13 protein-coding genes and 1 pseudogene are annotated in these 13,032 nt (G+C 69.7%); 5 read left to right on the forward strand and 9 right to left on the reverse strand.

Annotated features, from left to right (window positions below):
* Positions 1 to 44: 44 nt before the first annotated feature.
* The gene (locus A5678_RS15390; protein WP_231983678.1) at positions 45 to 1,442 is read left to right on the forward strand and encodes an NAD(P)/FAD-dependent oxidoreductase; all 1,398 of its coding nucleotides are present in this window, start codon (positions 45 to 47) and stop codon (positions 1,440 to 1,442) included.
* 2 nt (positions 1,443 to 1,444) lie between these two features.
* On the opposite strand, the gene A5678_RS15395 is transcribed toward A5678_RS15390, so the two are convergent.
* Genes A5678_RS15395 through carD form a run of 6 tightly spaced genes read right to left on the reverse strand, consistent with a single transcriptional unit; the run spans position 1,445 to position 6,493 of the window.
* Positions 1,445 to 2,425: a glycerophosphodiester phosphodiesterase gene (locus tag A5678_RS15395; RefSeq protein WP_231983679.1), complete on the reverse strand. Its 981-nt coding sequence runs from the start codon at positions 2,423 to 2,425 to the stop codon at positions 1,445 to 1,447.
* Complete coding sequence (gene rlmB, locus A5678_RS15400) at positions 2,422 to 3,354, reverse strand: 23S rRNA (guanosine(2251)-2'-O)-methyltransferase RlmB (RefSeq protein WP_068043800.1); 933 nt, start codon at positions 3,352 to 3,354, stop codon at positions 2,422 to 2,424. Before rlmB ends, A5678_RS15395 begins: the two co-directional genes overlap by 4 nt.
* 11 nt (positions 3,355 to 3,365) lie before the next feature.
* A complete protein-coding gene (cysS, locus tag A5678_RS15405; RefSeq protein ID WP_068043802.1) occupies positions 3,366 to 4,775 on the reverse strand; it encodes a cysteine--tRNA ligase in 1,410 nt (469 codons plus the stop codon).
* A gap of 50 nt (positions 4,776 to 4,825) precedes the next feature.
* Complete coding sequence (gene ispF / locus A5678_RS15410) at positions 4,826 to 5,305, reverse strand: 2-C-methyl-D-erythritol 2,4-cyclodiphosphate synthase (RefSeq protein WP_068043804.1); 480 nt, start codon at positions 5,303 to 5,305, stop codon at positions 4,826 to 4,828.
* The gene (ispD, locus tag A5678_RS15415) at positions 5,302 to 5,988 is read right to left on the reverse strand and encodes a 2-C-methyl-D-erythritol 4-phosphate cytidylyltransferase (protein ID WP_068043807.1); all 687 of its coding nucleotides are present in this window, start codon (positions 5,986 to 5,988) and stop codon (positions 5,302 to 5,304) included. The genes ispF and ispD overlap by 4 nt, the downstream gene beginning before the upstream one ends.
* Positions 5,989 to 6,004: 16 nt before the next feature.
* Positions 6,005 to 6,493 (reverse strand): RNA polymerase-binding transcription factor CarD, encoded by a 489-nt coding sequence (gene carD / locus A5678_RS15420; RefSeq protein WP_007166539.1) that lies wholly within the window; start codon positions 6,491 to 6,493, stop codon positions 6,005 to 6,007.
* Between the two features lie 297 nt (positions 6,494 to 6,790).
* Here carD and A5678_RS15425 point away from each other — a divergent pair, with 297 nt between their 5' ends.
* The 3 genes from A5678_RS15425 to disA are packed head-to-tail and all read left to right on the forward strand — an operon-like array spanning position 6,791 to position 9,898.
* Entirely contained in the window at positions 6,791 to 7,339 is a 549-nt protein-coding gene (locus A5678_RS15425) for a hypothetical protein (protein ID WP_068043808.1), read from the forward strand.
* Positions 7,340 to 7,397: 58 nt separating this feature from the next.
* The gene (radA, locus tag A5678_RS15430; RefSeq protein WP_068043810.1) at positions 7,398 to 8,828 is read left to right on the forward strand and encodes a DNA repair protein RadA; all 1,431 of its coding nucleotides are present in this window, start codon (positions 7,398 to 7,400) and stop codon (positions 8,826 to 8,828) included.
* Positions 8,825 to 9,898 carry a DNA integrity scanning diadenylate cyclase DisA gene (disA, locus tag A5678_RS15435; RefSeq protein ID WP_068043812.1) on the forward strand — a complete coding sequence of 358 codons (1,074 nt, stop codon included), beginning with the start codon at positions 8,825 to 8,827 and terminating at the stop codon, positions 9,896 to 9,898. Before radA ends, disA begins: the two co-directional genes overlap by 4 nt.
* Here disA and A5678_RS15440 read toward each other — a convergent pair.
* A complete protein-coding gene (locus A5678_RS15440; RefSeq protein WP_156746926.1) occupies positions 9,895 to 10,704 on the reverse strand; it encodes a hypothetical protein in 810 nt (269 codons plus the stop codon). The genes disA and A5678_RS15440 overlap by 4 nt on opposite strands.
* A gap of 126 nt (positions 10,705 to 10,830) precedes the next feature.
* On the reverse strand, positions 10,831 to 11,448 hold the full coding sequence (locus A5678_RS15445; RefSeq protein WP_068043816.1) for a carbonic anhydrase: 618 nt from the start codon (positions 11,446 to 11,448) through the stop codon (positions 10,831 to 10,833).
* Here A5678_RS15445 and A5678_RS15450 point away from each other — a divergent pair.
* A complete protein-coding gene (locus A5678_RS15450) occupies positions 11,447 to 12,358 on the forward strand; it encodes an A/G-specific adenine glycosylase (protein WP_068043819.1) in 912 nt (303 codons plus the stop codon). The two genes, A5678_RS15445 and A5678_RS15450, sit on opposite strands and share 2 nt — an antisense overlap.
* 10 nt (positions 12,359 to 12,368) lie before the next feature.
* On the opposite strand, the pseudogene A5678_RS15455 reads toward A5678_RS15450, so the two are convergent.
* Positions 12,369 to 13,032: pseudogene (locus tag A5678_RS15455) on the reverse strand (formate hydrogenase); the annotation flags it as partial.

The raw sequence follows: 13,032 nt of genomic DNA on the forward strand, positions 1-13,032 counted from the left end.
TGAGCATGGCTTTTGTCAGCCAGCGGTCAGAAAGGCGGTGTGCCATGTCCGACATGGAGGCCAGGATCGGCAGTCACGCGGTGGTATTGGGAGCGAGCATGGCCGGTTTGCTGGCCGCACGGTCGCTTGCCGACTTCTTCGACACGGTGACGGTCGTGGAGCGCGACCCGCTCCCCGACGCCCACGCCGCTCGCCGGGGCGTGCCGCAGGGCCGGCACCTGCACGCCCTGCTGGCCCGCGGAGCTCAGGTGATCGAGGGGATGTTTCCCGGCGTCCTCGACGAGATGGTTCTCGACGGCGCGCATCACTTCGACGGCCAGGATCTCTCCGAGCTCTACTACAACGTCGGCGGGCACCTGTTGGCGCGGCGCGGCAGCGCCACCGGGCTGACCGCCTACAGCGCGACACGGCCGTTCCTCGAAGACCACGTCCGCGCGCGGCTGCGCGCGATCCCCAACGTCACCCTGCTCGACGAGCACTTCATCCTGGGGCCGGTGACGACCGGCGACCGCCACCGGGTCACGGGAGTGCGGGTGGTCTGCGGCCGCACCGGCGAACCGACCACGCTGCCCGCCGAGTTGGTCGTCGATGCCACCGGCCGTGCCGCCCGCACCCCGACCTGGCTGGACGACTTGGGGTACGACCGCCCGCATGAGGATCGCGTCGACGTGCAGCTGACCTACGCCAGCCAGGCGCTGCGCATGACGGCGGAAGCGCCGCGAGAACTCGGCTTCCTCATCGGGATCGTGCCGGGCAGGCCGAGAGGTTGCGGCCTGCTGCACTGCGAGAATGACACGTGGCTGCTCACGGTCATGGGGGTGGCCGGTCAGGAGCCGGCGGCGCTCGATCTTGCGGACATGTGTGATTTCGTGGCGGACTGCGCGCCGGCCCATCTGCTCGCCGCGGTGCGAGCCGCCGAACCCATCGGGGAACCGGTGCGGCACCGGATGCCGTGCAGTCGGTGGCGCCGCTACGACAAGCTGCGGCGCTTCCCCGAGGGCCTGCTGGTCATCGGCGACGCGATCTGCAGCTTCAACCCGATCTACGGCCAGGGCATGACGGTCGCCGCGCTCGAGGCGCTGGCGCTGCGCGACTGCTTGGCTGCCGGCACCGACCATTTGGCGCGGCGCTTCTTCCGCGCCGCGGCGGCGCCGATCCGCCAGGCCTGGCAGCTGTCGACCAACCCCGACCTTGCCCTGCCCGAAATCCACGGCACCGCACCGCTCGTCGCGCGACTGTTCAACAAATACGTCGATCGGGTGCTCACCGCGGCCGAAAGCGACACCGCCGCGATGAATCAGTTCATCAGGGTGACGTCCCTCGTCGACCCCGCGACGCGACTGTTGCGTCCGAACATGATCTGGCGCGCCGCCCGCGCGCGCCAACCCGGCATCGATACCGATGTCGCATCCGTCGACGTCCTGGTGAAGGCGGCGCGCTGACGCTAAGCCCGGTAGGCGGGCGGCAGCGGCATCCCGAGTTCGGCCAGCACTCCGCGCAGCCGGGTGGGGTAGTCGGTGATGATGCCGTCGACGCCGTCTCCGATCTGTTCGCGCATGGTGGTCGCATCGTCGACCGTCCACGAGATTACCTTTAGTCCCAACGCATGTGCGCGTTCGACGTACGGTTTACCGGTGACCAACTGGTACCTGGGCGAGATGATGTCCGCGCCCACCAGCTTGGCACCAATCATCGGGTCGCCGATAGCCGCGGCGTTCTCACCGGCCAGCCATGGCGAATCCGGCACCCAGGTCTCCTGGTTGTACAACGCCACCAATGGAATTGACGGCTCGTCCCGGTGCACCAACGGCAGGGTCCGCCAATCGAAGCTCTGTATCTCGACGCGGCCCACCTTGCCGGCCGACCTGACCGCCGCCAATATCACGTCGACGAACTGTTGGGGATCGGCGGAGGTGCCGGGCTTGTCGGCCGCCACTTTCGTCTCGACGTTGTAGCGCACGGCCGCATGGTAGGAATCGGCGAGCGTGAACACCTCGGGCAGGACGGCTATCTTGTTGCCGCGCACCACTTCAGCATCGGGAAACTCGGCCAGCCGCCGCCCGCAGTCGAGCGTGCGGATCTGCGGCAGGGTGAGTTCGTGCACCAACTTGCCGACGTAGGGATACTGCGGATCGCCGGCGAACGCGGGCCCGGTGTCGGCGCATTTCTCGGCGTCGATGGTCGGATCGTGCCAGACCAGCGGTTGCCCGTCTCTGGTGATGTTGATGTCGAGCTCGAGTGTGCTGACGCCCAATTCGAGTGATTTCGCGAATGCCCGCAAGGACTCCTCCGTGGTCTCTCCGCGGCCGCCACGATGGGCCTGCAGGTCGAATTCGGGGGTTTGGGCACCGGCCGCCGGCGCCAGGGCGACAAGGAGGGCCAGCGCGGCGCAGAGGCGCACGGGCCCGCGGTGCACCGGAGTCAAGCCCTGCGTTGGCGCGCGATTTCGGCGAGCACCACGCCGGCTGCCACCGAGGCGTTCAGCGATTCGGCATGCCCGGCCATCGGAATGGAGACCACCTCGTCGCAGTTCTGCCGCACCAGTCGCGACAGCCCTTTGCCTTCCGATCCGACGACCACCACCAGTGGGTCGGCCCCATCCATGTCGTCGACGACGGTGTCACCGTCGGCGTCCAGGCCGATCACCCGGATGCCGCGATCGGCCCAATCCTTAAGCGTCCTGGTGAGATTGGTGGCCCTTGCCACCGGGATGCGTGCCGCGGCCCCGGCGCTGGTGCGCCAGGCCACCGCCGTCACCGACGCCGAACGGCGCTGCGGGATCAGCACACCATGGCCGCCGAACGCCGCGACCGAACGCACGATCGCGCCCAGGTTGCGCGGATCGGAGATGTTGTCCAGCGCCACCAGCAGCGCGGGCGGAGAATTGATCGCGGTGGTCAGCAAGTCGTCGGGGTGGGCGTAGTCGTACGGCGGCACCTGCAGGGCGATGCCCTGATGCAGGTGGTTGCTGGTCATCCGGTCCAGGTCGGCGCGTGGCACCTCGAGGATCGAGATGCCCGAATCCGCCGCGCGCGTAACGCTTTCGGTGACCCGCTCGTCGGCCTCGGTGCCCAGGGCCACATACAGCGCGGTCGCCGGGACGCCGGCCCGCAGGCACTCCAGCACCGGGTTGCGGCCGAGCACCGTTTCGGTCTCGTCGGGGGTCCGCTTGGTAGGCCGCCGCGGCGGGGACTGGGCACGCTTGGCGGCCGGATGGTTGGGACGCAGGTGCGCCGGCGGCGTGGGGCCGCGGCCCTCCAGCGCGCGGCGACGCTGGCCGCCCGAACCCACAGTGGGCCCCTTCTTGGTGCCCGCTTTGCGTATTGCCCCGCGGCGCCGGGAATTGCCGGCCATCTACTTGGCCCCTACCTGTCCTGGCCGGCCTGCAGCGACCACTGCGGCCCGTCCGCGGTGTCGGTAACCTCGATGCCCGCGATCTTCAGCCGATCCCGGATCTCGTCGGCGAGCGCCCAATTGCGTTGCTCGCGAGCCTTTTCCCGGTTCTCCAGTTCGGCTCGCACCAACACCTCGACTGCGGCCAGCGCGGCCGACGTCTCGTCGCGGGTTTCCCAGCGCTCGTCGAGCGGGTCGCATCCCAAGATGCCCATCATGGTGCGGATCGCGCGGGCGTGTTTGAGCGCGCCCTCGTGGTCGCCGGCGTCGAGCGCCCGGTTGCCCTCGGCGCGGGCGTGATGGATTTCGGCCAGCGCGGCCGGGACGGCCAAGTCGTCGTCGAGCGCCTCGGCGAACCGCGGGGTCCATTCGCCAGGCTCGACCGCCCCGACACGAATGCGGACGCGGTGCAAAAATTCTTCAACCCCGACATAGGCTTTCACCGCGTCCTGCAGGGCCGCGTCGGAAAATTCCAGCATCGATCGGTAGTGCGCGCTGCCCAGGTAGTAGCGCAACTCCGCCGGTCGCACCCGCTGCAACATCGCCGGGATGGCCAACACGTTGCCCAGAGATTTGCTCATCTTCTCGCCGCCCATGGTGACCCAGCCGTTGTGCAGCCAGTAGCGGGCGAATCCATCCCCGGTAGCGCGGCCCTGTGCGATCTCGTTCTCATGATGAGGGAAAACCAGATCCATTCCGCCGCAATGGATGTCGAATTCCGGCCCGAGATATTCGCGCGCCATCGCAACGCATTCTGAATGCCAGCCCGGCCGGCCCCGGCCCCACGGCGTCGGCCACGACGGCTCGCCGGGCTTAGCGCCCTTCCACAGCGTGAAGTCGCGCTGGTCGCGCTTGCCGGTGGCCACGCCTTCGCCCTGGTGGACGTCGTCGATCTTGTGCCCGGACAGCCCGCCGTATTCGGGGTAGCTGAGCACGTCGAAGTAGACGTCGCCGCCGCCGGTGTAGGCGTGGCCGGTGTCGATCAGCCGCTCGATCAGCTCGACGATCTGGGTGATGTGCCCGGTGGCGCGTGGCTCGGCCGACGGCGGCAAGACGTCCAGCGCGTCGTAGGCGGCGCTGAACGCGCGCTCGTAGGTGGCGGCCCACTCCCACCACGGCCGGCCGGCCGCGGCGGCCTTGTTGAGGATCTTGTCGTCGATGTCGGTGACGTTGCGGATGAACGCGACGTCGTAGCCGCGCGCCATCAACCAGCGGCGCAGGATGTCGAAGGCCACTCCGCTGCGAACATGGCCGATGTGCGGCAGGCCCTGAACCGTCGCGCCACACAGGTAGATGGAAACGTGGCCCTCGCGCAGCGGAACGAAATCACGCACGGCACCGGCCGCCGTGTCGTGTAGCCGCAAGGGGGCGCGATCGGTCACGACGTGCCAGCTTACCGGGTGGTTCCGAGGTGCCCGGCGCTGCGCGCGCCTTAGCCGGCGGCCATCACCAACGCGGTGGCGATGGCCGCGCGGCCCTCGCCGCGACCGGTCAGGCCCAACCCGTCGGTCGTCGTCGCCGCCACCGAGACCGGAGCCCCCAACAGCTCGGAGAGCACCCGCTGCGCCTCGGCACGGCGCGGACCGACCCTCGGCTGGTTGCCGATCAGCTGCACCGCGGCGTTTCCGACCCGGAATCCGTCGCGGGCCAGCAGATCGACGACGTGGCGCAGCATGTCGGCACCGCTGACGCCCTTCCAGCGTGGGTCATCGACCCCGTAGATGGCGCCGATGTCGCCCAGACCCGCGGCCGACAGCAGCGCGTCGCACAGCGCGTGCGCGCCCACGTCGCCGTCGGAGTGGCCGGAGCAGCCGTCGGCGCCGGAAAACAGCAGACCCACCAGCCAGCACGGCCGCCCGGGTTCGATCGGGTGTACGTCGACCCCGAGGCCGACCCGAGGCAGCTCGCTCACCGGCGCACGATCGCTTCGGCCAGCAGCAGATCGAGCTGCGTGGTGATCTTGAAAGCCAGCGGGTCGCCGTCGACCACCTGGACCTGGCCGCCGACATTCTCGACGAGCGAGGCGTCGTCGGTGAAATCGGCGGTGCCCGCGCGCTGGTAGGCCCGCAGCAGCAAGTCACGGGCGAAGCCTTGCGGCGTCTGCACGGCGCGCAGTCCGGCCCGCTCGGGCGTGCCGAGGACCACGTCGTTGGCGTCCACGGCCTTGATGGTGTCATGCAGGGGCAGCGCGGGCACGACGGCGTTGCGCCCGGCCCGTAGCGCACCCACCACCCGCACGATCAGCGCGGGGGGCGTCAGGGCGCGGGCGGCATCGTGCACCAGCACGAACTCGGGTTCACCGGCGAGGGCCGCCAGCGCCAGGCTCACCGATGTGGTGCGGTCGGCCCCGCCGGCGACGACGGTGGCGCGCTCCCCCATGGCCCGCTTGGCCTCATCGAGCCGGGCCGCCGGGACGGCGACCACCACGTGGTCGACGACTCCGGATTCCAGCAAACCGTCGACGGCGCGGTCCAACAAGGTGCGCCCGTCGACCTCGCAGAATGCCTTCGGGATGCCGGCGCCCAGCCGCTCGCCCGACCCTGCGGCCGGGACTACCGCGACAACCGTGCCCGAGGAGACTGTCCCCGTGACCACCGAAGGATCAGGGTCTTCAGGAAGCGGCGGCCAGAACCTCGTCGAGGATGGTTTCCGCCTTGGCGTCGTCGGTGCTCTCGGCGAGCGCCAATTCGCCGACCAGGATCTGGCGGGCCTTGGCCAGCATGCGCTTCTCGCCGGCGGACAGGCCGCGTTCCTGGTCGCGACGCCACAGGTCGCGAACCACCTCGGCCACCTTGTTGACATCGCCGGAGGCCAGCTTTTCCAGGTTGGCCTTGTAGCGGCGCGACCAGTTGGTCGGCTCTTCGGTGTGCGGAGCCCGCAGCACCTGGAACACCTTGTCGAGGCCTTCTTGCCCGACGACGTCGCGGACACCGACGTACTCGGCGTTGTCGGCGGGTACTCGAACGGTCAGGTCGCCCTGCGCCACCTTCAAGACGAGATATTCCTTTTGTTCCCCTTTGATGGTGCGGGTTTCAATCGCCTCGACTAACGCAGCACCGTGATGCGGGTAAACAACGGTGTCGCCGACCTTGAAGATCATCTGATTCGAGCCCCTTTCGTTACTTCAGTCTAACACGGCCGCCCAATCGCGCGTGGAGCAACGATGCAGGTCAGGGGCACAACACGCACAGATTAGGGGTTGACAGGGGGAGCAGAACGTGCAGTGATGCACATTACCAACGCGCCCATTCGGCCCTGAGGGCGGCCCCCGAGCGGCGCAGACGACCCCGCGGGAGGGGCTCCCGGGCTGGTCTAACGCCCCGCGCTACCGCGCGCGAAACCTTCCTACTACTGTGCATAGTTGCATCAGTCGAACCGGCCCAGCAGGAGGCATTGAGTGAACCGATTCGAGATCAGCCTCCCCTTCCGGGCCGCTCTCGTCGGCCTGGTCGCGGCGACCGCGGTCCTGCTGAGTGGCTGCGGGGCCGGCCAGGTCTCGCAGATGGCCGTCCAGGAACCCGCGATCAACGGCAACAAAGTCACCTTCAAGAACGTGGCACTGCGCGACATCCGCCTACAGGCCACGCAGACCGGTGACTCCGTGCAGCCGGGGCGGACGGTGGATCTGGTGCTGGTCGCCATCAACAAGTCGCCGGACACGCCGGACAGATTGGTGAGCATCACCAGCGACGTCGGCTCGGTGGCCGTGAGCGGAGACGGCCGGCTGCCCGCCGGCGGCACACTGATGATCGGGACGCCGGAGGGCCAGAAGGTGGCCCCGGGCCCCCTGGGCGCCAACAACAACGCGGCCAAGGCGACCGTCACCCTCGCCAAGCCCATCAGCAACGGCCTGCTGTACAACTTCACCTTCAACTTCGAGAAGGCCGGTCAGGCGACCGTGCTGGTGCCGGTTTCGGCCGGGTTGAACGCGCCGCAGCAAAGCTAGGCGCGCGTAACCGCCTGTCATAGCCGGATTTGTCGTACCGGCTCGATACCGTCATGGCGTGGCAAATCCGCGCTCGCAATACCGCTGCTCCGAATGCCAGCACGTCACCGCCAAGTGGGTAGGCCGCTGCTTGGAGTGCGGCACCTGGGGGACCGTCGATGAGGCGCCGGTGCTGACCGCGGTGGGTGGCCGGCGCGTGGGTTCGGCCTCGGCTTCGGCTTCCCGGCCGGTCCCGATCACCTCCGTCGAACCGAACGCCAGCCAGCACCGCTCCACCGGCGTCGGGGAACTCGACCGGGTGCTCGGGGGCGGCGTGGTGCCCGGTTCGGTCACGCTGCTGGCGGGCGATCCCGGCGTGGGAAAGTCGACGCTGCTGCTCAAAGTCGCCCACCGCTGGGCGCTTTCGGGCCGGCGCGCGCTGTACATCTCCGGTGAGGAGTCCGCCGGCCAGATCCGGCTGCGTGCGGACCGGATCGGCTGCGGCGCAGACGAGGTCTACCTCGCCGCCGAATCCGACGTGCACACGGTGCTGGACCACATCGCGACGGTGCGGCCCGCCCTGGTGATCGTGGACTCGGTGCAAACCATGTCTACGACGGAGGCCGACGGCGTCGCCGGCGGGGTTACGCAGGTCCGCGCGGTCACCGCCGCGCTGACCGCGGCCGCGAAGGCCAACGGCGTCGCACTGATCCTGGTCGGCCATGTCACCAAGGACGGGGCCATCGCCGGGCCGCGTTCGCTGGAACACCTGGTCGACGTGGTGCTGCATTTCGAGGGCGACCGCAACGGGTCGCTGCGGATGGTCCGCGGGATCAAGAACCGGTTCGGCGCGGCCGACGAGGTCGGCTGCTTCACGCTGCACGACAACGGGATCGAGGACGTGTCCGACCCGTCGAACCTCTTTCTGGATCAGCGGCCGGCGCCGGTCGCCGGGACCGCGATCACCGTGACGCTGGACGGGAAGCGGCCGCTGATCGGGGAGGTGCAGGCGCTGCTGGCGCCACCTGCGGGCGGCTCGCCGCGCCGCGCCGTCAGCGGGATCGACCACTCCCGGGCCGCGATGATCAGCGCGGTGCTGGAAAAGCACGGCAGGCTGGCCGTCAGCGTCCACGACGTCTACCTGTCCACCGTGGGCGGCATGCGGCTGACGGATCCCTCCTCGGACCTGGCCGTCGCGATGGCGCTGGCCTCGGCCTACTCCGATCGGCCGCTGCCGACGACGGCGGTGATCATCGGCGAGGTGGGGCTCGCGGGCGACCTGCGGCGGGTCGGCGGGATGGAACGGCGGCTGGCTGAGGCCGCGCGCCAGGGATTCAGCATCGCGCTGATCCCGGACGGCGACGACCCACGCCGCGAGATCGTGCCCGATGGGATGCGGGCGCTGCGCGCCCCGACCATTGTCGCGGCGCTGCAGCACATGAAAGCCATCGCCGCGCCGCGCAACGGCTGGACGCATAACGCGGCGGGGCCGCACAATGACAGCCTGTGACACGTCCGACACTGCGTGAGACCGTCGCCCGCCTGGCGCCGGGCACCGGGCTGCGCGACGGCCTGGAGCGCATCCTGCGTGGCCGCACCGGCGCCCTGATCGTCATCGGCAACGACGAAAACGTCGAGGCCATCTGTGACGGGGGCTTCGCCCTCGACGTCCGGTACGCGCCGACCCGGCTGCGCGAACTGGCGAAGATGGACGGCGCCGTCGTGCTGTCCACCGACGGCAGCCGCATCGTGCGGGCCAACGTGCAGCTGGTGCCGGACCCGTCGATACCCACCGACGAATCCGGTACGCGGCACCGCTCGGCGGAACGCGCGGCGATTCAGACCGGTTATCCGGTGATCTCGGTGAGCCACTCGATGAACATCGTGACCGTCTACGTCGGCGGGGAACGCCACGTGGTGGCCGACTCCGCGACCATCCTGTCCCGGGCCAACCAGGCGATCGCGACCCTGGAGCGGTACAAGACCCGGCTCGACGAGGTCAGCAGGCAACTATCGCTCGCCGAGATCGAGGACTTCGTCACGCTGCGCGACGTGATGACCGTAGTGCAGCGGCTCGAGTTGGTCCGGCGGATCGGTCTGGTGATCGACTACGACGTCGTCGAGCTGGGCACCGACGGGCGCCAGCTGCGGCTGCAGCTCGACGAGCTGCTGGGCGGCAACGACATCGCGCGCGAACTGACCGTGCGCGACTACCACGCCAGCCCGGAGCCGCTGTCCAAAGCGCAGATGACGGCGACCCTCGAGGAGCTGGACGCCCTCTCGGACACCGAGCTGCTCGAACTCACCGCGCTGGCAAAGGTTTTCGGCTATCCGACCACGGCGGAGGCACAGGATTCGGCGGTCAGCCCGCGCGGCTACCGCGCGCTGGCCAGCATCCCGCGGCTGCAGTTCGCCCACTCCGACCTGCTGGTCCGGTCGTTCGGGACGCTGCAGGGCTTGTTGGCGGCCAGCGCCGGCGACCTGCAGTCGGTCGAGGGCATCGGCGCGATGTGGGCCCGCCACGTGCGCGAGGGTCTATCGCAGCTCGCGGAGTCGACGATCTCCGACCCGCTTAGTTAGCCGGCCGGGACGGGCGCGACCGGCGGTGCCTCCGGCGGCGGCGCGGCGGCCGGCTGACCCGGTCCGGGCACCGGGCCCGGCGGCGGGGGCGGCTGGTTCATGATGAACGGAACCGGCTGCGAGCGCAGGTTCCCCAGCTGCACGACGAGGTTGTAGGTGCCCGGGCCGATCGCCGGCCGGGGCAGCGGGCAGTGCGGTGCCGACCCCATCCCCGTCCACGTCACCGCGGTCGTCACCTGCTCGCCCGGGGTGAAGGTCTTGATCAGCGTCTCGTTGGAGGGCGCGCAGTCCAGGTTCGACCACAGCCGCTTGTTGTCCAGCGAGTACACGTATGCCGCCAGTACCGCGGCGCCGACGTCCCGCTTGCAGGACACCAGGCCGATGTTGGTGACGACCATGGTGAACTTCGGCTGATCACCGATGAAGTACTGCGGCGCATTGGTCAGACCCTTGACGGCCAGCGTCGAATCGGGGCAGTCGTCGCCCTCTTTCAGCACCGGCGGCGGCTGCACCGCGGCCGTCGGGGTGGGCATCTCCGGGTTCTGGCCCTGTTGCGGCGCCGCCGGGTTGGGCTGCTCCCCGGGTGCGGCCGGCGGAGGCGCCTGCGGCGCGGGCGAGCCGGGCTTGCTTTGGGCGGAATTGGGTTTGTCGGCACTGGCGGGCTTGGCGCCCCCGTTGTGTCCCATGAAGGCGATGACCGCGGCGACCACGATCCCTACGACGACGACCGCGACGCCCACGGCCAGGCCACGGCGCCGCCAATAGATCTCGGTAGGTAGCGGGCCACGCGGTTCCAGATCCAGCACGTTTGCAGCGTAGGTCCAGGTCACGTCGAGTTGCCTGACCCGCCCCGGCGTGTCGCGGGGTTTGCTGGCTGACCGCCGTGTTAGTGCCGTGCCCAGAAGGCGGGTTGCTGGCCCGCTATTCGCCCCTTATTCGCCGATGTCGCCGACGTGGTCGACCAGCGCCGCCCGCCCGTCGGCCAGGTGATAGGTGGCGCCCGCTATCGCCAGGGCGCCGGCGGTCACCCGCTCGGCGATCGCGCTCGACCGCGACATGAGCTGGGCGATCGTTTCGCTCACGTGCCGTGCCTCGAACTCGTCGACGCGGCTGAGGCCTTCGCGGCGGCCCATCAGGATCGACGGTGCGACCCGTTCCACCACGTCCCGGACGAACCCGGCAGGTATCGCGCCTTCGTCGATTGCGCCCAGGGCCGCCTTGACGGCACCGCAGCTGTCATGGCCCAGAACCACGATCAGCGGCACGTCGAGAACCGTCACGGCGAATTCGATGGAGCCCAGCACCGCCGAGTCGATGGCCTGCCCGGCCGTGCGCACCACGAACATGTCGCCCAGACCCTGGTCGAAGATGAGCTCGGCCGCCACCCGGCTGTCCGCGCAGCCGAAGACGACCGCGGTGGGCTTCTGTCCGCCGGCCAGGCTGGCCCGGTGCTCGACACTCTGGCTGGGGTGCTGGGGCTTCCCGGCGACGAATCGCTCGTTACCCTCTTTGAGTGCTTTCCACGCGGTTACCGGGCTGGTGTTAGGCATGGCTGACATCATGCCGCATCCGCCGGCAAACGGCCCGAAACACATATCAGTTACCGACCTTCTTGACTGGTACGAACGATCCCGCCGCGACCTACCCTGGCGGGAACCCGGCGTCAGCGCATGGCAGATCCTGGTCAGCGAATTCATGCTGCAGCAGACGCCCGTGTCGCGGGTGCTGCCGATCTGGTCGGATTGGGTGCGGCGGTGGCCCACCCCCTCGGCCACGGCCGCCGCCAGCGCCGCCGACGTGCTGCGCGCCTGGGGCAAGCTGGGTTATCCGAGGCGGGCCAAGCGCTTGCACGAGTGCGCGACCGTCGTCGCGCGCGAGCACGACGACGTGGTTCCCGACGACGTCGACACCCTGCTGACCCTGCCCGGCGTCGGCAGCTACACCGCGCGCGCCATCGCGTGCTTCGCCTACCGCCAACGGGTCCCGGTGGTGGACACCAACGTCCGGCGGGTGGTGGCCCGCGCCGTGCACGGGCGGGCCGACGCCGGGAACCCGTCCGCGGCGCGCGACCACGCCGACGTCTCGGCGCTGTTGCCCGGGGACGAAACGGCGCCGCGGTTTTCCGTCGCCCTGATGGAACTCGGCGCGACGGTGTGCACCGCGCGAACGCCGCGGTGCGGGTTGTGCCCGCTTGCCCGATGCGCGTGGCGGGACGCCGGTCATCCCCCGGCGCAGGGGCCGGCCCGACGTGCGCAGACCTACGCCGGAACCGACCGGCAGGTTCGCGGACGCCTGCTGGACGTGTTGCGCGGCAACGATTCTCCGGTCACCCGGGCGGAGCTGGACGTGGCATGGCTGACCGATACGGCCCAGCGTGACCGGGCCCTGTATTCGTTGCTGGCCGACGGCCTGGTCGCGCAGACCGCCGACGGCCGGTTCGCCCTGGCGGGCGAAGCGTAGCGGCGGCGCGTCAAAGATCGTTGCCGGCGTAGGACTGGTTGAAACTCTTGTTGGCCAGCGGGAAGTCCGGGACGATGGTGTCGGCCATCGCCACCGGCAGCGCGGGCCAGTTGAACCATGACGGATCGACGATCTTCGCGCGGGTGATCCTGTTGGCCGCGCCGGTCTCGACGCGGTGCACGATGGTGCCGCGCCAGCCTTCGACAATGCCGACGCCGCTGCCGGGAGCGCGCGGCGCGGGCACGTCTTCGACGTGTTCGATTGCGCCGCAGTGTGATTCGACCAGCTGGCAGGCCAGCTCGATGGACGCGGCGAATTCGTCGCGCCGCACGGTGTAGCGGGCCAGCACGTCACCCGCTGCGGCGTCGATCTCGGTGACGGGTAGCGCGGTGGTGGGGTGTTCGAGGCGGGCGTCGGTGCGCACGCCGCTCGCCCGAGCGACGTAGCCCAGGCAGCCGAGGGCCCGGGCGTCGTCTCGCTGCAGGACGGCCGTCCCGGCGAATCGGTCGTACACGACGGAGTTGCGCAGGGTCAGTTCGGCGACCTCGGCGACGTCAGCCGCAATGGATCGCAGCTCGGCGACGTCGGGTAGCGCCCGCAGCGCGACCGCGCCCGGGCGGATGGCACCGCGCAGCAGCCGATGCCCGGTGACATTCGCGTTGAGTCGCAGCAGT

It is taken from the genome of Mycobacterium sp. E2733, from assembly GCF_001667585.1.
GTDB lineage: Bacteria > Actinomycetota > Actinomycetes > Mycobacteriales > Mycobacteriaceae > Mycobacterium.